Source organism: Pseudoalteromonas sp. AWH4_217, assembly GCF_056161105.1.
The window spans coordinates 1-21,650 of sequence record NZ_JBSWYM010000036.1 but is presented as its reverse complement, the minus strand read 5'-3'; the positions used below and the strand labels follow the sequence as shown (position 1 = coordinate 21,650).

Below are 21,650 nucleotides of genomic sequence, written 5' to 3'. Positions count from 1 at the left end.
GTCGTTACCTTGAACTCGATGCTCAGAGACGGAACAATGTGGGAAGCGCCAATTGCTGAAATTTAGTTATTGACGCCATAGTCTCTTGTTATGCATCATTTTCACGGACTTTATTAGACCATGACTTGACTACCCTTTGCTCTTTTTTGACTAACCTAGATCGCCACATGAGATCAGCAAGCAATATAGCAATGACTGAGTTAAAACGTTCTCTAGGTGTCGAATTTTCCTCGAACTCTGAAGGACCACACCAAGGTAATTGACTAACCAAATGTGCTACTTTTTCAGAGTCAAAGCTAACACCACGCCAACTATGACCAAACTCATTTCGGATTTTACGGATAAGAGTTATTTCTCGAAACTCATTATCTTGAATTAAGCCAAGGGCATGCGCTGCTATCGCTTTTGCGGAAAAAGTACCTAGTGGTGCGTTAAACCCAGATATAAGGTCTTTTCCTGATTTATTATCAGCAAAAAACTCTCCAAGGATATTACCTAACCAGTCATCTAATACCGCAGCAGCATTTAAAGCAGCACCACGATCACTCTCTTTGTTAAATTCCCTAAGAAACTCCGCAAGTTCCATAGTTTCAGGTTCTGACTTCATAACACTCCTGATGCATAACGCCGCGTTAAGTGGTGAACAACGCCAACCACCAAACCTAAACCATTGTGTCGTAAACTCTTGAGCTGAATCAAACCGAAAATGCTAAGCGCTGTGAATCCGTCTTGAACGCTCTGTTAGCTGCACATTTCTACCAATTCTACAGACTTGCAAATGACATAACCATGCTCAAAAACCAGGACTTTGAACGAGCCTTGGTGATTGAAAGCAAACACGTAATTGGTTGTAATTAGCCCTTTTATTGACTCCGCATAAATATTAAGCAACGATTTAGGTCCACGCGCTAACAAGCCGTAAGAACCGTCACAAAATGCTATACGCTCACCCGCATAGGAAATATTTAGGTATTCGCTTAAAGGCCTCCAACCAATTAAAACAGATTCGTGAACCGCATAAATCCTTCCCAAGACTTCATACTTGTTTATTGCTTCAGATGAATAGTAAAGTTCACCTTGAGGTTCGTTATATTTCAGTAATAGTGGGTGCTCATTATAAAAGCCCAAATCTCCTGACCCAGATACATTGATTTCAGATTCCTCAACATCAATGCAGGTTATTTCAAACCTCCGGATAACGTCGTTTTCAAGCCAATCGTCACATTCAAATTGAATTTTGAGAACATCACCTTGTTCGATAGATGTTATTCGACCATTAAGATCTTCGTATAGATATTCAGCTAACTCTTCAATTTTCATCATACCTCCCTGTGCAGCTAACGCCTAAAGCACAGGCGCAGCTTTGCTGTGTCCTGTGCCTTTACTTGTTAAGTGATCTTTTGGCATATACTTTCAAAACCCACTGTATTAGCTGATAGAACCAGATACCAGGAACCACTACCCCGGCCAAACCTACCATAAAGTTACTCCAAGACGACATACTATAAAACGCTGCATACAATATTAAGGCCTGAAATGTTAGAGCAGAAACCAAAGTTGCAGCACCTGCTTTACCCGATAACCAACGACCAAACCAGATAACTGACACAACTAGACAGACTAAGGAGACTATTAGGCTTAGCCAATCAAGAGTTCGCCACATTAAATCACGTAAATATGCATCTCTTACTTCACCCTCCCAACCTTCTACGATGGAAGACATACTATTGCCGGTTAAAACTTTCAGTTTTGGTTCAATATAACTATGCTTCGCTTCGTCTGATACGTAAGACAAGTACTCGTCGTAACTATTAAATGTTGTTTTTCCAGACCAGTATCTAATTGGAATTGTTAGCTCAAATATTACACCACTTTCGATAGATTCATATTTCAAAACCTCATGTTCTAAGACCTTTAAAGCCCAGCTAGGAGGGGTAATGATTGTTGGGCGACGCGAACAAGCTGTACTCGCCTTAACCTCATTTATATAAAGTATCTCTTTGCAACCATTCGAATTACATTCACCTATGATGCGATCGCTCATTGTTGCGCAAGACAATGCTAAGCATACATTTGGAGCCCATAGGAAAAATAACAAGGTTAATATGGATCTATTGTTCAAGGTGCGCACTCTCTTCACTTAACGCCTTACTAATAGGCGCATAAATGCTTGGCTAAAATTAGCGACGAAGGAGCGTAAGCCAAGCGTTTTGCGTCCTTTTGAGTAACTTGTTATGAGCCGCTTGCTACTGACTCTTTCACAAATGCCAACCACTTATCATTTTCTGATTTGATGATTTCATTTGAATGAGCATGCCCCCATGACTCGCGAAAAACTAAGTAAATTTCCCCGAGTTCATAGGTGAATGCAATATTACAAATTCCGCCTTTTGAAATTGGTGAGCGTCTGACTAAAAGCGATTCAGACCAAAAAGCTGGTTCTATATGGCGGTTAAAATCAGTACTGATATGCTTAACCGACTTAGGGATTCTTGAACGACGCCAAAAAAACTCTTTTTCACTATCGCCTTTAATATTCTCGATGACTTCAAATACCACAACTTTATCAGTTACTTTGATGGTTTTTGCCAATACTATCGTTGATGTATTCTCGACTAATTCAGCGTGTGATAAGCCATATCCAGGAGGTGGCGCAGGGCAAGCATTAGCTCCTAAACTGACTAATACTGATAATATCAATGTATATAGCGAAACTTTCATAGGCTCATAACAGCTTATTAGCGTGAATACCGGTTAGATCCAGTTCCTAAAACCGTACAGATCCACAGCTAAATTATTTTATTCATAATAAGAACAATAACCTACCACTATTGTACTAGTCACTCAAGCCAAAATGTCTTTGGTGAAACCGAGCCTTGTTCATAGCGAGACTTGGGGTCTCGTTATGTAAATCTACTAACCTTATGAATCTATTAAACTTAAATCGACATTTCACTTAAACGAGACCTTCAAGCGCGGAGAAAACGAGAAATTTGACATGGAAACTGACTACATTTGCTTATACCTGTATAAATAATCAGCACTTATGGTTGGGATGATTTATAACGTTTGAAATAATCATCTAGTTAAGTTTATCCCGGCTCGCACGCATTCGGGATGACAACGTTGTTTGGCAGTGACGGTATTGTTTTATGATGGCTGGGTTATTTTTCAAGTGCGTCTGAGATGACAGAGTTGATTGTGCGAAGCGTCTGTAACGTGACACTGCAGAGTGGTTTTTGAATAGATCCCGGCTCGCAAGCGTCCGGGATGACGGAGTTGTTTGGAAGGGGCGGCGTTGTTTGTGAGGTGGCGGTGTTGCTTGTTCATGACAGAGTTGTTTATGAGGTGCGTCTGGAAGCTGGCATTGCTGTACGGTGTTTGAGTAGATCCCGGCTCGCAAGCGTCCGGGATGACGGAGTTGTTAATAGGTGATGGTGATGTTGGTGAGGTGCGTCTGGAATCTGGCACTGCTGCGTGGTGTTTGAGTAGATCCCGGCTCGCACGCGTCCGGGATGACGGCGTTGTTTGTGAGGTGACGGAATTGTTTATGAGGTGCGTCTGGAATCTGGCACTGCTGCGCAGTATTTGAGTAGATCCCGGCTCGCAAGCGCCCGGGATGACGGAGTCGTTTGTATAGCGAGGTGACTGAGCAGAAAACCGCCCTGTTACAATTCAGATTCATCTCACAACCGTTCGGGTTAAGCCTCTCGCTCCCCAAACACTACTTTAAAGCTTGCGCCGCCTTGCTCGTTTTTGCAGGTAACCGTAAGTTTAGCGTTGTGAAAGTCGACAACTTCTTTGACGATAGACAGGCCCAGTCCACTGCCGCTCAGGGTGGATTGCTCCTGTCTCCAGAAGCGCTCAAACAGGCGGTCGTAGAATTGTGACTGGATCCCGGGGCCGTTGTCGCTGACTTCCAACTCAGTGGCACTCACTCTGACCTGAATTTTGGCATTGTCCTTTGAGTGTTTCAGGGCGTTTTCGACCAGGTTTTTAATCATAATATGCACGGCGGCTTTGTCTGCGAGGATCTGAGCTAAGCCTGGTTCCGTGTCCAGGCTTAGCTCCTTATCAAACTGTACTGCCAGCGGTGCCAGCATCATGCAAACTTCCTGTGCCAGCGCTGACAGGCTTACCGGTACCTTGTTGTACACCACAAAGTTTTGCGCGCGAGAGAGATCTAAGAGTTGCTGCACCACCCGACTCATATAGGCAACATCGTTGACGATTTCTTCGCGGATCTGGGGGGCTATATCGGCCAGCTGAACGCGGGTATTAAGCACGGCCAGCGGGGTTTTAAGCTCGTGGGCGGCGTTGGCCACAAAGCGCTTTTGTTCATCAAAGCCCCCCTCTACCCGCTCCATAGCCTGGTTCAGTGAATCCACAATCGGCTGGATCTCATAAGGCAACCCCTCGTTACTGAGCCTGAAGCTGAGCTGCTCCGGTTTGATCTGCTTTAACTGGCCAGCTACGGTTTTAACGGGCCGCACCACAGAGCGCACCGATAAGTACCCCACCACCATAAACACCCCAAATGCGGCAAAAATGGTAATGGCCGTCACCCGGTTTAGTGCCGGGATCACGGCTTCGTTTGCCAATTCTGTGATCAGGTCATTGCGTGCCATGTCCAGCAACAGCGCCTGTCCGTCCAGTGTGAGTTCGGTACGAAAACGATCAACGCCATCAAGGTGCGAATACCCAAACGCAATGGTGTCGGTCAGCGCTGCCAGTGCTTCAGAGCCCTGTTCACTGTTTACAGACTGGAGCAATACCTGGCCATCCTCGGCGCGCAGAACACGAAACGCAAAGTTATTGTACAGGGCGTCATAGCCCCACTTTTCGATCACGTTATCAGGAGTATAAACAAGTTGCTGTTGCTCAAAATGCAGCGCATCTCCTACGTCCTCAATCATGCCTTTCATACTGACTTCGAGCGCCAGATTGGCATAGTTCATCGAAAACAGGTGCAAGATCACACCTATTCCGGTGAACACCACCGAGCCTATCAGAATAAAATGCAGGTAGATCTTGCGGGCGAGGGAGTTTTTTATGATTTTCATGCCAGTATATATCCTATGCCACGGAGCGTTTTAATGGTGACGTCCGCCTCAGTACCATCAAGCTTTTTGCGAATTCGGTGTACCGCCACCTGCAAAGCGTTGTCGGTTACTTCAAACCCCATGGCGTAAATGGCGTCGTACAATGCATCTTTGCCCACGGTTAAGCCAACATGGCGCAGCAGATATTCCAGGATAGCCACTTCTGTCTTACCCATTGAAAGGTTCTCGCCGCCTACCGTTACGCGACGAGATTTCGGGTCGAGTGCCAGGTTACCATGAGACAATAAAGTGCCAGTGTACTGACTGGGGCGACGAAGCAAAGCACGCAGCCGCGCCAGTAGCTCACCGATATCAAACGGCTTGTTGATATAGTCATCTGCACCCAGATCCAAGCCGGCTATACGATCATCCACACTGCCCCGCGCAGTTAAGATCAGTACCGGAACCGGGTTGTCGGCACCCCGTAAGGCGGCAATCACATCGAGTCCGTCTTTGTCGGGCAACCCGAGATCCAGAATAATGGCGTCGTAGTGCCATAATGCCATTTGATCGCGTAATGCGCCCGCACTGGTGGCTATGTCAGCCGCGTAGCCTTCTTTGGTCATGGCCTGCTGAATAAAACTCGCCAGTTGCAGGTTATCTTCGGTGATCAATATGCGCATACTACTTTCTCCATTTTTTGCCTTACTCTACTTGTTCCACTTTATTCCAGACAGGTTTTACGTCAGCTCAGGTAATACAATTGGCATTGACCTGGTACGCTTGGGTAACAACCATTGCAGCAGAACAGGGATCACCACCAGCACCAGAATGGTTGAAGTGATCAATCCGCCAATCACAGCCCATGCCAGTGGTGGCCACAGAGGACTGCTGGCCGAGGTTAAAGGTAGCATACCCACTATGGTTGTGACCGAAGTGACTATAACAGGACGCACCCTATTTTGTACCGATAACATGATAGCTGCCTGCGTATTCTTCCCCGCTTGTACGTACAACAAAGTACCGTCGATCAATAAGATAGCATTGTTCACGACTATTCCTGCCAGTGCCAGGATCCCTAACACCGACATAAACCCGAACGGCACCTGAGCCAGGCTCAGCATAGCCGGCGCACCAATGACGGCAAAGGGAATGCTCAGCATCACCAGCAAAGTTAAACGTAACGAATTAAACTGCAGCACCAAGGCAATAAAGAGCAACAGCGCACCAGCTGGCAGGGTTTTAAACAAGGCATTGTTTGCCTCGCCAGACTCAGCCATTTCTCCGCCAAACGTTAACTGTAATCCGTATCGCTCGGCAATAGCAGTCAGCTCTGGCATCAACTCAGTGAGCAGCGCAGTCTCATCCACGCCCGGTGCAACTTCGCTGATCAGTTTAACCACGGGCACACCGTTTCTGCGCGCCAAAATTGCTGGCTGGCCGACTATCCGAGTATCAGCAAGCGCATGAACCGGCACCGGTTTTTCGGTCAGTGAGGTCAGTACGCCGGTGTTCATCAGATCAATACTGTCATGACTTGAATCCGGGTCATACAGCACAACTGATGTAGGCTCATCATTAAAGCTCACCTGAGTCATGGTTAGCCCTGCACTGCGCCATGCCAGATAATCATTAAGCTGGCTTTCAGTGAGGCCAAGCTGACTCAGCCGTTGCTGATCAAAAGTCATGGTCAGTTGAGGCACCGCCCCCGAATAGGCTTTGCCGGGAGTATCAAAACGTCCATCTGAGCTTAACAAGGCAAATACCTCTTCGCCCGCCCGACGTAAGACTTTGTAGTCTTCACCGCTTAGCCACATTACCACCGTACTTTCCAGTGGCGGCCCTTGCCCGAGCTCCCGGGCTCGCAGAATGACTTCCGGGTAGTCGCTTTGCAATTGGTCGTTCAGCTGTTCAACCAGCAACGCCATATCGGTATGTGCTTGAGCGGTCAGTACCACCCGGCCAATATGGCTTTCATCCGGTTTTTGCGCCAGGTTGTAGTAAAAGCGCGGGCCGGAGAAACCATTGAATACCAGCGTTCGCTGCACATCGGCATGTGCACTGATGTCTTCAGCTATCTGGTTTAATGTACTTGCAGTGAGCTGTTTGTGCGTACCCATGGGCAGCTCCACATCCACAATGGCCTGATTACGGTTGGTTTTTGGAAAAAACTCACCATCGGCCTGCGGCAGCGACATCAACCCGGCGCATAGTCCAAATACAGCAACTAACGTCAGGGTTTTGTGCTGCAAGGTAAACTTGGATAAAGCCAGTGCGCCCTGCTCTAAAATATGTTGCAGTTGCTGCTGCCAGCGATAAACCGGGCTTTTACGCACAGGCAAGTAACGGTTCAGCAAAGGCACCAGTGTTAACGCAATGGCGTAACTGGCCACAATACACAAAATCACCATGACCGGAATACTGGCGATAAAATCGGCCACACTACCTTTGGCCATCAGCATTGGCAAAAACGCTGCAATGGTTGTCACGGTTGCTGCACACAGTGGACGCCACAACTCGGTGATACTTTGGATGGCACTTTGTAATGGTTCGCTGCCCGCTGCCATATGCCGGTTAAATCGTTCAGCAACCACAATACAGTTGTCGACCATCAGACCTAAAGATAAAATCAGCCCGGCAATGGTCATCTGGTGCAATACACCATCCATCGCACTAAAAGCGGCAATGGCCGACAATGTGATAACCATAACGGCAATACACACAGTCACAGCGCCACTGGCAGAGAGGAAAATAAACAAAATAACAGCAATGGCAACCAGGCTCAGCATTAACGATTGCATTAGCCCGTCTTTGCGCTTTTTGGCCCACTTGGGCTGAAACAGCTCTATCGTGACAGCGTTTGCCCCATAAATCTCATTGAATTGCTCAACCAACTGGGTAACTTGCTCGCCCGCCTGTGCAATACGGATCCGGTTGGGCACCAGAGTCACCGCCACACCAACGCGTTGCTGACCGTTGATCCAAAAAGACTCACTGGCTTTAGGATCGGGACGATAATGGATATCGGCCAGCGTAGATAAAGGCAATTGCTGGCCCTGGCTGGTTGCCACAAGTTTACCCTTGAGCTCGGCCAGAGAATCCAGTTGAGCCACAGGTGACAGGATAAGGTTAGCCCGGTCGTCGGTGATACTGGCAACCGAGTCAATCTGATTGGCGCCGCCGATACGCTGAGCAATCTGCAAGGGCGTGACACCCGTTTGCAACATAGTTTGCTGCGAATAGGCCACCGCTATCTGGCTGCCCGGGTCGCCCACCAGCTGAGCATTGCGCACTGTACTAAGCGCCAATATCTGATCTCGCAACTCAATGGCGAGTTGGCGCTCCTGTAGCAGGTCGCCCCGACTGCCAACAGACAATAAAATACCTTGGGTGTCCTGCACGCGATCTAAGATAGTCATAGACAGCGCCGGATTACTCTGGCGTATAGGGGCAACCCCTTCTTTGATCCGCTGCCAAACCTGGTCGGTGTTATACACCGTTTCTTTCAGCTCTATATCCAGCGACGCGGAGCCGTGTTTCACCTGAGCACTGTAGGTCTGGATTTCATCTATTTGCGCTAAAACACGCTCCAGAGGTCGAATGTAGCGCTGTGCCAGAGATTCTGCTTCCAGACCATTGGCATTGAGTACTATCATGCCATTGCGATACGGGAAGCTGGGATCTTCTTGCTCCGGGGCGCTGAACCAGCCACCTAAACCGGCAAGACACAAAATACATACCAGGCCCAAAATAAGGCGAGGATTAACAAACCAGGGAGGTCGAATCACAACTTACTCCTTATTAAACGAGTGGCTCAGCAGCATGCGGCTATCAGCAAATATTAGTGCGGGCGATTCAAGTGGCTCAGGGCTGCTGACAAGAATATGGTGGGCACGCCCAGTTATTACCTCAACATAACGGCGCTGTTCAGGCTCTGATTGCAGCACCACATAGGGCTGACTGGCATCGTCATAGTGTAAGGCACCACCAGGCAGGCGATACAAAGGCTGATCTGAAAGCGGAATTTTTAGTTGCGCATTCAGGCCCATCCAGGTCTGATTGTGTGCTTCCAGCCGGACTTTCAAAAAAAAGAAGGGAGCGCGTGACCCCAGCGGTAAGGTACGCTCCACTATCAGGCCTGTTACCGACTCGTTCAGCGCCGGCACAAAAACCTCCACATACTCCTGCTCACTGATTGTCAGTGCCACTTCCTCAGGTATCGCAAAACGGGCATGTAAAGCGGATGCAGCCTGAAAGTTCAGCACCGTCTGGCCAGCCTCAGCAAACTCCTTGCGCCTTACCAGCAGATCACTCACTACCCCGTCGAACGGGGCGCTGATAGTAAGCTCAGCAAGCTGATTGCGAGCGGCATTTACCTCGGCCTGTGCTTTATTCACTTGCTGATAAGCCATATCCAGATTACGTCGGCGTTGATCTAGCTGCGACTGGGTTTGCAAATTGCGTTTAACCAGTGCCTCGGCGCGCTCGAATTCAGCCTGACTGTTGGTCAGCTCTGCCTGTGTGCGCTGAAGCTCTGCCCGCGCTTGTTCAAGCTGAGCATATGCAACAGGATCATAGAGCTCCATCAGTACCGTACCACGCGTCACAAATTGCCCGGCACGTACCCAGAGCTTTTCAACCCTCCCCGATTTTAACGCAGCCAGCTGGGTGTCTTCGGCCCCTTCTATCTGGCCAAAAAAAACTTTCTGTGGCACTTCGATTACCCGCTCTGGCATCGCAGTGGCAAACTGAGTCACCCTGGCATGGTTTGTTTGTGCCTCTGTATTGACTTCTCGTTGCTGATCCTGGCAGCCCAGCATGGCGACCAGACTCAAAAGGATAAGCACTTTAGAAGACATACACATACCCCAACAATAACTGCACAGCACCGGATTGCTCGATAAGCGGAGAATCTTTTATTTCGCTGCCATAAGCGGTGTAACTCAGATCGGCTTTTATCATATGGTTACGACCAAAAAACCAATCACTGGAGACACCCACTTCAAGATTCATGGTTGCGTCACTTGTATAAGCGTTGCGCCCGATGCGCTGCTCTGTTGGTAATACACCATAGTAATAATCAACCAGATCCTCACTCAGGTAACTTGCAGAGACATAAGGCGTTATCCGCCCGTCACCAAGCGTAAATGGCACACCATAGCTGACACTTGCTTCATAGCCTTTGTGGGTGCTGGTAACATCATGCATAAAGGAAAAACCGAGCTCGCCAAACTCTGTATCAAACTCCCCTTCAAAGCCAAAATCAAAGCTCATATCCCTGTCTTCCATCCCCAGGAAAATATCACCGTCGGCTTCCTCGTAGCCGTCCAGTCTCAGCTGCCCCACCACTGAGAACTCTATATTTTCCTGCTGCCAGACTTTATAGCTGCCACGTGGCCCCAGTAATGAAAAGTTGCCATATTGTATGGCCAGAGCGGGCACTAAAATGGTCTCATTGCCAACATCGGTGTAGCCCTGATCCTGAGATACAACCGCCGCACCAATTCCCCATTGAACGCCTTGCTCCTGCTCATCAGCCAGGGTTGAAAAACTCATTAATGCCAGAGAAATCAAAGAAACTGTTTTATTCATTACCATGCTCCATTATTCAAATTTACTATGTCGGACAACGCTTTTGTCCGGGGTTAAGTAAAACTTAAAGGAACAAACTTTCTTGAAACTTACACGGTGGTAATTTTATGAGAATGGAGATCAGGGGTTAGACTACAAAGACCTTGACGGGGAAGCAATGAAGAAAAATAGACTGCAGCGCTTTACCATTAGGCAGCTTGGGCCCTGGGTTAGAGTTTCTGGTGCACTATCGCATGCCTGATGAGCACTCTGGGAATGAATGCTCATCACAATCTGGCCGTTGTATCCTATTTTGTGTTTATAGATCTGAAATTCGATACACCGATGTAAATGGAGCATTTATCATACCCAGTGACAGTGACTGTTTTATCGGCAGCGTATGCAGTCATAATTAAACTCATGTAAGCCTGACCTGACGGTGTAGATATATCTAGAACATAATCGAAATGTTCATTTGTATGGCATGATGGTTTGTTGTTTATTGTTCCATCTACATTAAAAAACAGCTTGTCACCATAAATCGGCCCCGTTAAAAGTGAGGTGATCTTTCCTGTTTGGTTAGAAGTAGCAAAAGATGCACCGCTAAAAAGCATACACGCGGCAAGTAGGTATTTCATGAGTAACTCCCAAATAGGCATTATTGTAAGTTTGCGCATTGTACAACTAAAACAAATATAAGCTCTAGACATCGCAAAATGGATTTTTTATATCTCAAGCCTCTCCCCTGACACTGCAGCAACATCTACTCAAAACACTGTCATTAGCATTAGTAATTGCATTACCTGCATAGTCATGTGTCCGTCTACCTCTCAATAAGCACTATAGAATTGGTGCCACAGATTCTCTTTTAGATGACTGGCGAGCATGTACTGCAGCACCCAAACGTTACCAGGGCTAAGTAGGGTATTTACCTTACAGAGGTTTTTCGCGGAAACACATGGCACAACCGAAGAACAAAAGATTCTGGTTTACACAGTTAGAATGGAGGCCAACAAGTTATAGGCCTCTTATTTATTAACAAAGAAAAAGTACTTTATTCATCTTGCTCACATGAAAATGGGCCAACCACACCGCTTTTGATGGCAAATTTGGTATCAATTTCCGGATGCCGTGTTTTTATTTCCTCAAGCGCTTGCTCGAAGTTTTCTTTAACCAGCACTCTCCATGAATGCGATGAAAATAAAATATAGTTATCGTAGTCATTCACATGAAAATGGATATCCCCGATATAGGTGAGGCTATTTTCTGCTATATCAAAAGTGCCAAGGCAGTTTAAGTCAGGGTCAACTAATTTGGACCCTTGCATATATAACACCTGGTCAATTTCGTGCGTTCCCACTGGCAATGGCAGAACAATCAACTTTTCCCGGGTGTCTTTTAGAACGAAGCTGTAGTTGTCTAGCATTTTTTGTGTATTTCGGGTAATGAATTGAGCATTACCAATATCGCCAGAGGTACTAAAGCGGGCTAAAGCTAAGCCATGTCCTTCAGGCAAAGGCTTTTTAGCATCATATGCCAGCTGCGCACAACCAGACAGAGAAAGAGAACAAACAACAACCATAGTTCTAAACATCTTTACTTCTCACTACATAAAGGTGCGACATTACAGGCACCTGTCAAATTATAATCGCAAGCATTAAACCCAAAAAAGGCAAGCATTACAACTACAAGAAATACACAAACAACCATAATTTTGGATTACCCTAAAACTACCCAGAATAAATAAATTACACCCCTTCTATAGAAATACCCAATTATTAATACCTGTAAATCGCCGTGTTATTTATTGGATAGCAGAACGATGACCTGCTATCCTCGCAAGTAGTTCCTTTGGCCCTTGTTCGTTTTTCTGCTCGAGCCGCGCGGTTTTAGGCCGTTCTATTAGTATAATAAAACCTATTTTTGCAATATAGATATACATCATCAGGTGCTTGGGAATTTTTAATGGCTGGAATAGTCTGAATTCGTATCGATTATATGGGTTGTTAATCGCACCTTACTCGATATCTTTGGATGCATCCTTTTTAAGCTTAGTAACCAGGATGCCCCCACTTTGCTCGTGGTCTTGTGCCCGCTCTTGTCCTTTTTGGTATTCCTCTGCAATCATTTCTTCTATCTTTGAGGCTTTCTGGTTAAATTCTTTTTCAGATATTCCACCTGACTCAAAAAGATCTTCAAGTTCTTCAAGCTTTTCTTTCAGCTGCTTTATTTTTTCAATATCAACACCCAATCGCTGCATTAACATGGCCTCCTGCATTTCCCCCAGGAAGCCCTCGTTCCGTATTGTTGTTTGTAACTCTTTTCGTTGATACTGCAAGCTAATATCAGATGTCTGGTACATCGGCATCTCTAAAGCAAGCTGCTGACTAAAGCCTGAATCATTATTGCCGCTTTCCGGCAATTTATTTCCTTTTTCTACATCGCTCTGAGCAGGCAAATGACCTGAAGCGGCGGATTTATACATCAACATGGCAATTTCCTTTATATGGTCCCTGGTAAACCATGCTTGTATCAAAATACGCGCCAACTATAGATGCAATGTAACCATCGCCATACCTAACTGAAACTGGCCTACCACCTAGCCACTTGCCTTGTAAAACCTTAAATCATTTATGCTCAGGTAGAGATACCGCTTGTGCTTAAGCGCTTAAATATCTTTTTGCCGCATTTGCTAACGACTTAGCAGCGGCCACAAGACTGCAGCCCAAACACGTAGGTTCAGAGATAATTTGATTTAGCCGTAGTTTCTTTGTAAGTAGTCGTACAACCATTCTCGTTCAATTTCAGTAGCGCCCATTGCTATTTCTACTCGTTCCGCACCTTTATCTATGGTAAGCCGGTTGCCACTGTCCGTTTCTCGCAGCGCCATTGTTTTTAGCTCAACCGGTGTAAACTCAACCTGCTTTCGGCTGGGAAACAAAGACTTCCAGTAGTCTTTTTGACTGCGTATACCAAAATCAAATTTGAACGGAGGCACTCCTGTGTCATACGATAACGATGGGCGATTGAGTATCAGTTGTTCGGGAATACTTTTTTGAAATACCCTGAAAATCATATATCCCGCGAAAAAGCCGCCTAAAGACCAGCCTCCTAACCACAGCATTAGGAAAGCTCCCCCTTCTCCAGATGTTATTTGCGATAGAGCACTGGTAAACCCTATGAACCAACCGCCCATCCAAAATACGAGAAACAAACCGACAAAATATCTCATTATGCCAGCTTTACTGTGTGGTACGAAGATATGCTGATGCCCATTTGACCTATCAATTTTTATTGAACTACCTGACGGGGGATTACTACTCATTATTACTCCTGACACCATACTCTTTGGCGATATATGCTTGGCTGAAACTAGCAATGAAGAGCGGAAGCCAAGCACCTTGCACCCTCTTAAATAACTCGATTGGGAAGAAAATGCCCGTCGAGCTGTCTTTTTAACGTTCAATGATACCCGATTTCCCTCTAGGTATTTTGCTCAAAAGAACGGTTTATCTAACGCATTTTATAGCCCAAACAGGCACCTTCTCCTATAATACCCCTTGCCTAAGCGCCAGTTTATAGTCATCTTAACCCTTGAAAATAATGACACTGAATTCAGGCATGAGCTACGCGGCAATACAACGCAATCAGTTCACCAAAAAATCAAATCAATAATATTAACCATGGAGAATTATCGATAACCAATGCAGAAACCATTACTGCGATTGTTGTATCTTGCTCTCCGACAAGACGTATATTTTCATAATAAACACCGGTACAAAATGAGACGACAATCATCATTATAATTTGAAGGTATTTCTTCATATCCACTTTGACCAGAATGAAGTTAAAAGTAGATGCACACGCTTGCTTTTTATACTGAGCACTGAAAAACCGTAATAAAAAATGGGGCTACTCAAGTCACTCTTTATTAGGCATTAATTCAGGCGCTCCCCGGGCAATTCAAAATCATCCTTTTTTAGAAGCTCAGCCTGTGCAATTTTATACTCGGCCTCTTCATTAGTAATTACTCCCTGCTCTGCGAGCCATTTAAACTTTTGAATTTCGTTTTCCAATTCGTTTTCTGGGTTCACTTCACCATACCATTGCAAAAGCTGAGAGTTTCTTCTTTTATTTAGCTCATCAATTATCTGGTCATGGTTTTTATCTTGAATGACAAAAACATTTCCTCTTTCGGCACGAAAAACCGAGTATTTAACCTTGGAAAAATAGGCCCAGAGAACGCATGCCGAACCAACCAGCACCCAAAAACCTTTGCCATTCAATGGCGCGCCATTGTAAACAGCGTAGCCAAGTTGGAAAATCCCCAGCGCCATCCAAAGATAGCCCACATTTCGAAGCCAATCATTTTGCTCTATTTGAACCGATGATTTCTGCGGAAAGTCGGCGTAATTCATGTCAGTATCACCTGAGCCTGAATTATCTTCATATGCAAAATTAAAGTAATCATCGTGTAGTGTAAATGTATGTTTATTTGATTTTTTCTTCTGTATGAATTCCATCGTATTTCTCTTGAGAATCTAATGAGCTTATTACTTGACGCCACATTGAGCAGCAATAGTGTAGTTTACTAAAATGTGAGGCGAAGCGGAACCATTCGAGAAGCTCAAAAGACACCCACTCCAAGAAGCTAAAACGACACCCGTCGATAGAACAAATAAGGCTGGGTGTCTACGTATTTTCATTAAGTGCTCTATTTTGAGGCGAGAAAACATCGTCGATAACACCGCTCACGCGTCCTGCCATCGCTGAGGCACCTATGTCCATATAGGCGAGGTAAAAATTTTACTATTTAGTTGTTCTAAATGAGAAATGTTTAACACCGTTAGCTGGCCTTATGAAATCCATTAGTGTTTGGCGCCATATTGCTTAAGTAACTTGGCTGCTTCTGGGATTTTGTTTTCTTTTGCTATTTGTAGGGCTGATGTGTTACAGCAACCTGTATTGGGTGAAGCACCGCTTTGCAATAATAACTTTAATATGGCTGTATCTTCGTGAGAAGCCGCATGCATTACCGGTGATGCCGTTGGCATACCGGAAAAGCACTTAATAGATATTGGTTCGGTTACACCGTTTGGATTAGCTCCGAGATCTAGCGCAAACTGGACGGCATAGATATTTTCTTGCGTCGCTGCAGTTTCAAGTAGATAAGAGAGCTTGGCCCTATCACAAACAGCTGCCCACGCACAGGCAGGTAGAATAAAGACAATAAGTAGTATAAATCTCATCGACTAGCTCATACATTTAACGCCCCAAAAAGCGGCTGAAAAGGCTTGGCTAAAATTGGTGCTGCACGAACCAAGCCAAGCTTTTTTAGTCCGTGCCTGATTGCTTTGTTAGGTATCCTCGATATTAATTAATGTATAAGGATATGAAATTACTAAACTCTTTTGAGTCTAATTTTTGGTGATTATGCGCATGCTCAAAATCAACAGTTTGATTTTCAAAAGAAATGTATTGGTTAGCAATCCATTCTATATCTTTTTCAGATAATTTTTTATCAATATCAAATAAAGCTAGATGATCAAAGTAAGCATATGTATGACCTGTATCATATCCAGCGTTTTCTCGGCTTACGTAATGTATAGCTAAAACTTTCAGATCGTTTGTACCGCAAGTCAAAACTTTACGGCTGTTAATAACACTAGGATTTTTAACAACTAAACCTTTATCAGAACAAAGTTTCGCTGTTTCTCGAATACCGTCTAGTACAATACCAGAACCATAACTACCAACAACATTGTAGCTTGCTCCGATCATAGACAAACTAGCTTCAGATCCTTTGATGTATTTTGCAGGGATTATTTTAGGTTTGTTATTGTTTGCAACACCTTGCAAGAACTGCTCAGTTGTTAATTGTGAATAGTTTTCAGGAAGTGATGCGCACCCTGAAAGAGTAAGCATAGTTAAAGCTAAAATTATTCGAATCATTTTATTTATTTCCCTAAAGATACCTAAAGCCGCCATCTGAGGAATCCCCAGATAATCATGATTAAAATCAATGCAATGGGCACGCACGGTATTGTTTGATCTAATTTATTTCGCCAAAAACCAAAGCGATAGCAACACCAAGCGTGATATCACTATCCTACACAATATGCTCAGAAAAAACTGCTCCCAATTTATGCCCAGCGCCTTGATTCATTAGTGCAAGCAACAGAGACTTTGATCGATAGCAATCAACTCTCGCTTACTGACTTTCCATTGGTAAACTGGGTCGAAATATGAAGGGCCCTGTCGCTGCCAAGCACAACATTAAACGTATGGACCGACTGCTTGGCAACACTGATGCATAACGACCGACTTGCTATTTACCGCTTTCATGCATGCCAGACGTGTTGCGGAAATCCTATGCCTATCTTGCTGGTCGACTGGGCCGATGTGCGCGGACAACTGCGGTTGATGACTTTGCGTGCTTCCGTCAGCATTCAGGGACACTCAATGATAGTGTATGAGCGCACCTTCACATTTGCTCAATACAACTCACCTAAGTCCCACCAGCTAGTCCTTGATGAACTTGCCATTACCCTTCCATAGAGAGCCTGCCTGATAAATGTATTCCACTCATCGTGACCGATGTTGGCTATAGAAATACCTGGTTTCGACAGGTCGGTAAAAAAGTTTCCCTAATTGCCTGTGTTAGAAAAATGGTTGTTACCTTGAACCCGATGCACAGAGATGGAACTATGTGGGAAGCGCCAAATGCTGAATTTTAGCTATTGACGCCACAATCTCTTATTATGCGCGATGTACACTACAGTTAAAGCAACCTGGATTAGCATTGTGAATATGTATGTATTCAACCTCATGGTTTGAGAGCTGCTTTCTAATACCGGGCGCCAATTCAGAGCCTTGCAATATCTCTGCATGAATCATAATTTGCTGTTTATTATAAGCTCTTATGGAAAGCTGCCTTTTTCTTAATATTTCAGGTATTTCGTTAATGTCCAGCTTTGCCTCTATAGCATTTTCTCGAACAAAAATCGGACCAGATGCGCGGTAAGGTGAATCAGCGTTATGATGTAAATAGGGCAATACTAAAACCCTTTCCCCTATATTTGCTTCTATCAATGAAACCCTACACGGGTAACCTGGGTTCGCATCAGCCGTTATCCATTTAGCATTGTGACTTTCCAATTCTTGCTCATTTAAATTCAAAAGTTCAGAAAAGCTGTGCTTATCAATCCCACTAATCTTGAAATCAGTCTTCATAGTCAATTACCTATTGTAAAATCAAAAACATGATTGTAGATACTCTGTATTTTTATACTCGCCACATTCGGAACTGAAGGTTCGATTATAGTGCCTAACGCCAATAGAGAAGATGGCTGCACAGGCGGGTTCTGGGAAGGCTGGTTTAAATCCCTGGCATTACTCGATTATGCCGTCCTGGCCACCAGTATAGCTTACGTTGTTCTCGATCCTATCCGGACCAAAGTAGCAAGTACACCTGAAACTTTTGAGTTTACCAGTATCAAAAATTGCATTGAGCACGCCCAGCACGGCAAACAACCAAAGAGCCTGCTGCACTTTGCTTGTAACCCAAGACTGATCATGCCCAAAGGACTACCCTTTGAGCTTAACTACTACATTGAACTGCTTGAACTGACAAGCCGATGCATTCGTGCCGACAAGCGAGGCCACATCAGCGATACCCAGCCTATTCTCGCCAGGTTGTAAATCTTGCATGAAAACTGGCTAATACTCACCACGCGATTTACCAAAGTCTTCCACGGTGCAGTCGGCTGGCAGCAAGCAGTGACTAAGCACTGTGAGCACCTGCAAAAAAGCGGCGCCCTAATCTGGCTAATTGTGAGCGATTATTAGGTTAGAGTTGTCATTACCCTGACTTCAAGTGATGACTGTCGCACTTAGGCAGCGTTTAACCGTGTCACAGAATATCAAATAACTACGGTTCAAGCTGAAATTCCTCACCAATGAATTATAACTCTCCTGATTCATCACATCTTTACTCAACATATCACCCGCTGCCCCCACTAAAGACCCATAAAAGGAACGTATAACGCTGGGTGTCTGCGTATTTCTCGCTTTTATATTTCATTTTCAAGAATATGTTGATACAACTCTAACAACTGAATACTAGATCTATCTTTATATTTTTCATCAAAGCCACCCAACATGATATTAGTGTGGAAATTAATGTCACAACTTTCATTCGACAATGCTTCTGGAATGTTATGCAAAGCATCAGCTAAATCAGCAAGCATTTCAGACTGTTCACAAGACAGGCCTGACTTTTGTCCCTCATAGCCCATCAATCGAATTTTCAGCAAAGCACGTTGTAAGGTTTTGAGTAGAGCTTTTTGTTCTTTATTCACCTGGTCTCCAAGAAATATAACGCCTGCCTTAACAGGCGGAAAATAGCAGGCTGAAATTTGCGACGAAGGAGCACAAGCCTGCTGTTTTGTGTCCTTTGTTTAACGGCCTTGTTAGGTATACTTTGCATCAAATTCTTTGTAACACTTTGGAAAATAACCCCAAACTCTAACAAATGATTCCGTCACTTCTAATTCAAAGCCGATGCGTTTAATAAGACATAGAACCTTTTCAGACAAATCAATATCAATCCACTCAACACAAAGTAATGGAAATGGTAAGTGATAATACCATTCGCTATCCCAATCAGAGATGAAGCCATTAACCACCTTCGTTCGGTAGCAAGGTGGATTAGAAAGTTCACGCATTTCTGATATGAGTTCATTCCATTTTGTGTTGTTGGCAGCACCAACTAATTGATTTTCGGCAATGATCCTTTTAGCTTCTTTCACATCCTTTTCATCGGACACTGCATCAGCCATTGGCAGAAGACTCATATGTATACCTAACGCCTTACTAATGGGCGCATAAATGCTTGGCTAAAATTAGCGACGAAGGAGTGCAAGCCAAGCGTTTTGCGTCCTTTTGAGTAATTTGTTAGCTACTCTTTAACTCGTTATCAGTTATAACTAACATATCGTCAATTACCTCACCATTTAAATCAGAAACCCAACAGTAATAACCCACTTCCAAGTCATCGAGCTCAATATTTAGGTAAGTCTCTATGTATGGTGTTGGTCGAAACTCATGTTTAAAACAAAGTTTATGAGCATGAAAATCGTACTTAAATTGAGAAGTTATAGAATTGTCTATATCAAAGTCTTCTGATGCAGCCCATGCTTTAGCGCCTTCAAAAGCTAGCGACTCAAGCTTATGTTCAACTACTAACTTATCTAAACTACTTAACAGTTCTTCCATTACTCAATCACCTTACGGTATAGCTAACGCCTTGCATAACGGGCTAATAATGCTTGGCTAACATTGGTGAGGCACGAACCAAGCCAAGCTTTATTAGTCCATGCGTTAATGCGTTTGTTAGATTTCAAGTGGATACACGGTAAATGAATTATCCCCTAGTTCATTAACAACCCTATAATTACGCAAAATATCACAGACTTTAATCTCCCATACATAATCAAAAGCACCTGCTTTGATATGAGTTCCGTTTTTATCAACATCCTTATTAATATCAAACTTTCTAGTGTTCAATAGCTGTAAATGCTCACAATCTTGAGAATAAAGTAACTCGCTCAAAGATATATAATCCAAAGTCCATCTAACATCATTTTTATCCATCAATGTGCTAGTGACTATTTGGACGCCTTTCGCTTCTATACGGGAGCGTATTTTCTTTAAGAGATCATCACTAACTTCTATATTATCCCCATTTATGAAAAAAACATGACTTTCTCTACTTACTTCAGGTGTAGATTTACAACCGAAGAGAAACACTACAAATAATATAGTGGTAATCAACCTCAACACTAAACTCCTTTTGAACTCTAACGCCCCAATAAGGGGCTGGTAATGCTTGGCTAAACTTGTGTAGCGAAGCGGAACTGAGCCAAGCTTTAGCAGTCCCACGCTTAATTGGCTTGTTAGGCACTATTTCTTTTTATAAGCCGACTTAAAAAAACTAATGCCTACTGCAATAAATATAAAAAAAGTAAAATTCGAATTGGCCAAGATTCAATTTGAATACCTTTGCCCTTGAACACGAGAGTCCCAGTTACCAATAAAAATATTCCTATAAAAGAATATATCCAGCCAAAGCCCCACAGTTTAGTTTTCTCATCTTCTTTAGCGTATTTTTCTTCTAACTTAGCTCTTTTAGCCTTAAGTTTCTTAACCTTTATTGGGTCGTTAAGAATTGCTTGAACCTGTGCCACACGTTCTGGCCATTTTTCGCGATCTATGTTTTGTAAGACGTCATACAATTCATCCAGATCGTAGTTTTCATAGTCAGGAGAAGTCATCCATACTCCACTGGTGCCTAACGCCAAATTAAGTAGTGAGCAGCGCCACTACCTACCTAAAGCATTGTGACGTAAACACTAAAGCTGATTCAAACCAAAAGTGCCAAGCGTTGCGAATCTGCTTAAATTTATTGTTATGTGCAAACTCAAAGTTCAGAGTAACGTAGCCTTGGTTTAGGGTTAAAATACACAAGAAAGTCATTATTTTCAGTGTCTTTGGAGAAATAAACTCTTATAACCTTTTCTGCTCCCCATGCTTGGAAAGCAATCGAAGAAACATTTTCTTTAAATACATCAAAAACAACCACGTCATCTTGAATCAATTTCACGCTCACTGAACAGTTACAAAATGGTGAATGAGTAAAGATTAAGCTATCTCCATTATCGTACTGCATTATAAATGAGAATTGTCCCTCATCATGACTGTACTCTTCAGACCAACCGAAGCCTCTTTCAAAAAAATCCAATTCATCTGGGAATTCATAATTCAAGTGCGCGACCTCTTATCATTGAACTTGCACATAACGCCTCAGTTAAAAGGCAAAATTTGGTTGGCTATAATGTGAAGCGGAGCGAAACCAGCCAACTTAATTTTGTCCGCTTTTAAACTGTTTGTATGGATAATAGACCCATCAAATTTATTTATTTTACCGATTTAGGGTAAAGTGAGACCCAGGCTTTAGCTGCAACTAAAGCCTTCTTT

Annotated in this window: 24 protein-coding genes and 3 pseudogenes; 4 read left to right on the top strand and 23 right to left on the bottom strand. The window is 44.0% G+C overall.

Annotation, left to right across the window (positions count from 1 at the left end; all coding sequences use genetic code 11):
• Positions 1-88 precede the first annotated feature (88 nt).
• The 4 genes from ACXAH1_RS23950 to ACXAH1_RS23935 form a co-directional block, all read right to left on the bottom strand.
• Positions 89-607 carry a transcriptional regulator gene (locus ACXAH1_RS23950; RefSeq protein WP_475200178.1) on the bottom strand — a complete coding sequence of 173 codons (519 nt, stop codon included), beginning with the start codon at positions 605-607 and terminating at the stop codon, positions 89-91.
• Between the two features lie 134 nt (positions 608-741).
• On the bottom strand, positions 742-1,323 hold the full coding sequence (locus ACXAH1_RS23945; protein ID WP_475200176.1) for a hypothetical protein: 582 nt from the start codon (positions 1,321-1,323) through the stop codon (positions 742-744).
• 58 nt (positions 1,324-1,381) lie between these two features.
• Positions 1,382-2,044 (bottom strand): hypothetical protein, encoded by a 663-nt coding sequence (locus ACXAH1_RS23940; protein WP_054016791.1) that lies wholly within the window; start codon positions 2,042-2,044, stop codon positions 1,382-1,384.
• A gap of 188 nt (positions 2,045-2,232) precedes the next feature.
• Positions 2,233-2,721, bottom strand: a complete 489-nt coding sequence (locus ACXAH1_RS23935; RefSeq protein WP_475200174.1) for a hypothetical protein — start codon at positions 2,719-2,721, stop codon at positions 2,233-2,235.
• A gap of 691 nt (positions 2,722-3,412) precedes the next feature.
• Here ACXAH1_RS23935 and ACXAH1_RS23930 point away from each other — a divergent pair.
• Positions 3,413-3,592 (top strand): hypothetical protein, encoded by a 180-nt coding sequence (locus ACXAH1_RS23930; RefSeq protein WP_475200172.1) that lies wholly within the window; start codon positions 3,413-3,415, stop codon positions 3,590-3,592.
• Positions 3,593-3,701: 109 nt separating this feature from the next.
• Here ACXAH1_RS23930 and ACXAH1_RS23925 read toward each other — a convergent pair whose 3' ends face one another.
• The 12 genes from ACXAH1_RS23925 to ACXAH1_RS23870 all read right to left on the bottom strand — a co-directional run bounded on the left by ACXAH1_RS23925 (position 3,702) and on the right by ACXAH1_RS23870 (position 16,601).
• Positions 3,702-5,063 (bottom strand): sensor histidine kinase, encoded by a 1,362-nt coding sequence (locus ACXAH1_RS23925; protein ID WP_475200170.1) that lies wholly within the window; start codon positions 5,061-5,063, stop codon positions 3,702-3,704.
• Entirely contained in the window at positions 5,060-5,725 is a 666-nt protein-coding gene (locus tag ACXAH1_RS23920; RefSeq protein WP_475200168.1) for a response regulator, read from the bottom strand. Before ACXAH1_RS23920 ends, ACXAH1_RS23925 begins: the two co-directional genes overlap by 4 nt.
• Before the next feature lie 57 nt (positions 5,726-5,782).
• Positions 5,783-8,830 (bottom strand): efflux RND transporter permease subunit, encoded by a 3,048-nt coding sequence (locus ACXAH1_RS23915; RefSeq protein WP_475200166.1) that lies wholly within the window; start codon positions 8,828-8,830, stop codon positions 5,783-5,785.
• 3 nt (positions 8,831-8,833) lie between these two features.
• On the bottom strand, positions 8,834-9,901 hold the full coding sequence (locus tag ACXAH1_RS23910; RefSeq protein ID WP_475200164.1) for an efflux RND transporter periplasmic adaptor subunit: 1,068 nt from the start codon (positions 9,899-9,901) through the stop codon (positions 8,834-8,836).
• On the bottom strand, positions 9,891-10,634 hold the full coding sequence (locus ACXAH1_RS23905) for a MipA/OmpV family protein (protein ID WP_475200162.1): 744 nt from the start codon (positions 10,632-10,634) through the stop codon (positions 9,891-9,893). Before ACXAH1_RS23905 ends, ACXAH1_RS23910 begins: the two co-directional genes overlap by 11 nt.
• 287 nt (positions 10,635-10,921) lie before the next feature.
• On the bottom strand, positions 10,922-11,251 hold the full coding sequence (locus ACXAH1_RS23900; RefSeq protein WP_475200160.1) for a hypothetical protein: 330 nt from the start codon (positions 11,249-11,251) through the stop codon (positions 10,922-10,924).
• 416 nt (positions 11,252-11,667) lie between these two features.
• A complete protein-coding gene (locus tag ACXAH1_RS23895; RefSeq protein WP_475200158.1) occupies positions 11,668-12,207 on the bottom strand; it encodes a hypothetical protein in 540 nt (179 codons plus the stop codon).
• Between the two features lie 423 nt (positions 12,208-12,630).
• Complete coding sequence (locus ACXAH1_RS23890; protein WP_475200157.1) at positions 12,631-13,104, bottom strand: hypothetical protein; 474 nt, start codon at positions 13,102-13,104, stop codon at positions 12,631-12,633.
• Positions 13,105-13,368: 264 nt separating this feature from the next.
• Positions 13,369-13,737, bottom strand: coding sequence for a hypothetical protein (locus tag ACXAH1_RS23885; protein WP_475200156.1), 369 nt, complete (start codon positions 13,735-13,737; stop codon positions 13,369-13,371).
• A gap of 814 nt (positions 13,738-14,551) precedes the next feature.
• Complete coding sequence (locus tag ACXAH1_RS23880; protein ID WP_475200155.1) at positions 14,552-15,136, bottom strand: hypothetical protein; 585 nt, start codon at positions 15,134-15,136, stop codon at positions 14,552-14,554.
• 345 nt (positions 15,137-15,481) lie between these two features.
• On the bottom strand, positions 15,482-15,862 hold the full coding sequence (locus ACXAH1_RS23875; RefSeq protein WP_475200154.1) for an ankyrin repeat domain-containing protein: 381 nt from the start codon (positions 15,860-15,862) through the stop codon (positions 15,482-15,484).
• A 124-nt stretch (positions 15,863-15,986) separates the two neighbouring features.
• Complete coding sequence (locus ACXAH1_RS23870) at positions 15,987-16,601, bottom strand: hypothetical protein (protein WP_475200152.1); 615 nt, start codon at positions 16,599-16,601, stop codon at positions 15,987-15,989.
• Positions 16,602-16,731: 130 nt separating this feature from the next.
• On the opposite strand from ACXAH1_RS23870, the pseudogene ACXAH1_RS23865 reads away from it, so the two are divergent.
• Positions 16,732-17,245: pseudogene (locus ACXAH1_RS23865) on the top strand (transposase family protein); the annotation flags it as partial.
• Positions 17,246-17,350: pseudogene (locus tag ACXAH1_RS23860) on the top strand (IS110 family transposase); the annotation flags it as partial.
• A 22-nt stretch (positions 17,351-17,372) separates the two neighbouring features.
• On the opposite strand, the gene ACXAH1_RS23855 reads toward ACXAH1_RS23860, so the two are convergent.
• Positions 17,373-17,846: a DUF1203 domain-containing protein gene (locus tag ACXAH1_RS23855; RefSeq protein ID WP_253046357.1), complete on the bottom strand. Its 474-nt coding sequence runs from the start codon at positions 17,844-17,846 to the stop codon at positions 17,373-17,375.
• Positions 17,847-17,933: 87 nt separating this feature from the next.
• On the opposite strand from ACXAH1_RS23855, the pseudogene ACXAH1_RS23850 reads away from it, so the two are divergent.
• Positions 17,934-18,466, top strand: a pseudogene (locus tag ACXAH1_RS23850) (transposase); the annotation flags it as partial.
• 219 nt (positions 18,467-18,685) lie between these two features.
• Here ACXAH1_RS23850 and ACXAH1_RS23845 read toward each other — a convergent pair.
• The 6 genes from ACXAH1_RS23845 to ACXAH1_RS23820 form a co-directional block, all read right to left on the bottom strand.
• Positions 18,686-18,973, bottom strand: a complete 288-nt coding sequence (locus tag ACXAH1_RS23845; protein ID WP_475200150.1) for a hypothetical protein — start codon at positions 18,971-18,973, stop codon at positions 18,686-18,688.
• A 111-nt stretch (positions 18,974-19,084) separates the two neighbouring features.
• Positions 19,085-19,468 (bottom strand): DUF6678 family protein, encoded by a 384-nt coding sequence (locus tag ACXAH1_RS23840; protein ID WP_475200148.1) that lies wholly within the window; start codon positions 19,466-19,468, stop codon positions 19,085-19,087.
• 100 nt (positions 19,469-19,568) lie between these two features.
• Positions 19,569-19,889 carry a hypothetical protein gene (locus ACXAH1_RS23835; RefSeq protein ID WP_253046320.1) on the bottom strand — a complete coding sequence of 107 codons (321 nt, stop codon included), beginning with the start codon at positions 19,887-19,889 and terminating at the stop codon, positions 19,569-19,571.
• Between the two features lie 117 nt (positions 19,890-20,006).
• Positions 20,007-20,456, bottom strand: coding sequence for a hypothetical protein (locus ACXAH1_RS23830; protein ID WP_475200146.1), 450 nt, complete (start codon positions 20,454-20,456; stop codon positions 20,007-20,009).
• A 158-nt stretch (positions 20,457-20,614) separates the two neighbouring features.
• Entirely contained in the window at positions 20,615-20,947 is a 333-nt protein-coding gene (locus ACXAH1_RS23825) for a hypothetical protein (RefSeq protein ID WP_475200144.1), read from the bottom strand.
• Between the two features lie 146 nt (positions 20,948-21,093).
• Complete coding sequence (locus tag ACXAH1_RS23820; RefSeq protein WP_239954227.1) at positions 21,094-21,438, bottom strand: hypothetical protein; 345 nt, start codon at positions 21,436-21,438, stop codon at positions 21,094-21,096.
• Positions 21,439-21,650 lie beyond the last annotated feature (212 nt).

Excerpts from the sequence above, each read along its gene's own strand:
- ACXAH1_RS23925 (WP_475200170.1), bottom strand. The coding sequence starts at position 5,063 with ATGAAAATCATAAAAAACTCCCTCGCCCGCAAGATCTACCTGCATTTT.
- ACXAH1_RS23840 (WP_475200148.1), bottom strand. The coding sequence starts at position 19,468 with ATGAGTCTTCTGCCAATGGCTGATGCAGTGTCCGATGAAAAGGATGTG.
- ACXAH1_RS23945 (WP_475200176.1), bottom strand. The coding sequence starts at position 1,323 with ATGATGAAAATTGAAGAGTTAGCTGAATATCTATACGAAGATCTTAAT.
- ACXAH1_RS23870 (WP_475200152.1), bottom strand. The coding sequence starts at position 16,601 with ATGGCGGCTTTAGGTATCTTTAGGGAAATAAATAAAATGATTCGAATA.
- ACXAH1_RS23885 (WP_475200156.1), bottom strand. The coding sequence starts at position 13,737 with ATGCTGTGGTTAGGAGGCTGGTCTTTAGGCGGCTTTTTCGCGGGATAT.
- ACXAH1_RS23895 (WP_475200158.1), bottom strand. The coding sequence starts at position 12,207 with ATGTTTAGAACTATGGTTGTTGTTTGTTCTCTTTCTCTGTCTGGTTGT.
- ACXAH1_RS23900 (WP_475200160.1), bottom strand. The coding sequence starts at position 11,251 with ATGAAATACCTACTTGCCGCGTGTATGCTTTTTAGCGGTGCATCTTTT.
- ACXAH1_RS23910 (WP_475200164.1), bottom strand. The coding sequence starts at position 9,901 with ATGTCTTCTAAAGTGCTTATCCTTTTGAGTCTGGTCGCCATGCTGGGC.
- ACXAH1_RS23940 (WP_054016791.1), bottom strand. The coding sequence starts at position 2,044 with ATGAGCGATCGCATCATAGGTGAATGTAATTCGAATGGTTGCAAAGAG.
- ACXAH1_RS23950 (WP_475200178.1), bottom strand. The coding sequence starts at position 607 with ATGAAGTCAGAACCTGAAACTATGGAACTTGCGGAGTTTCTTAGGGAA.
- ACXAH1_RS23825 (WP_475200144.1), bottom strand. The coding sequence starts at position 20,947 with ATGACTTCTCCTGACTATGAAAACTACGATCTGGATGAATTGTATGAC.
- ACXAH1_RS23935 (WP_475200174.1), bottom strand. The coding sequence starts at position 2,721 with ATGAAAGTTTCGCTATATACATTGATATTATCAGTATTAGTCAGTTTA.
- ACXAH1_RS23930 (WP_475200172.1), top strand. The coding sequence starts at position 3,413 with ATGACGGAGTTGTTAATAGGTGATGGTGATGTTGGTGAGGTGCGTCTG.
- ACXAH1_RS23920 (WP_475200168.1), bottom strand. The coding sequence starts at position 5,725 with ATGCGCATATTGATCACCGAAGATAACCTGCAACTGGCGAGTTTTATT.
- ACXAH1_RS23905 (WP_475200162.1), bottom strand. The coding sequence starts at position 10,634 with ATGAATAAAACAGTTTCTTTGATTTCTCTGGCATTAATGAGTTTTTCA.
- ACXAH1_RS23890 (WP_475200157.1), bottom strand. The coding sequence starts at position 13,104 with ATGTTGATGTATAAATCCGCCGCTTCAGGTCATTTGCCTGCTCAGAGC.
- ACXAH1_RS23835 (WP_253046320.1), bottom strand. The coding sequence starts at position 19,889 with ATGGAAGAACTGTTAAGTAGTTTAGATAAGTTAGTAGTTGAACATAAG.
- ACXAH1_RS23875 (WP_475200154.1), bottom strand. The coding sequence starts at position 15,862 with ATGAGATTTATACTACTTATTGTCTTTATTCTACCTGCCTGTGCGTGG.
- ACXAH1_RS23855 (WP_253046357.1), bottom strand. The coding sequence starts at position 17,846 with ATGAAGACTGATTTCAAGATTAGTGGGATTGATAAGCACAGCTTTTCT.
- ACXAH1_RS23880 (WP_475200155.1), bottom strand. The coding sequence starts at position 15,136 with ATGGAATTCATACAGAAGAAAAAATCAAATAAACATACATTTACACTA.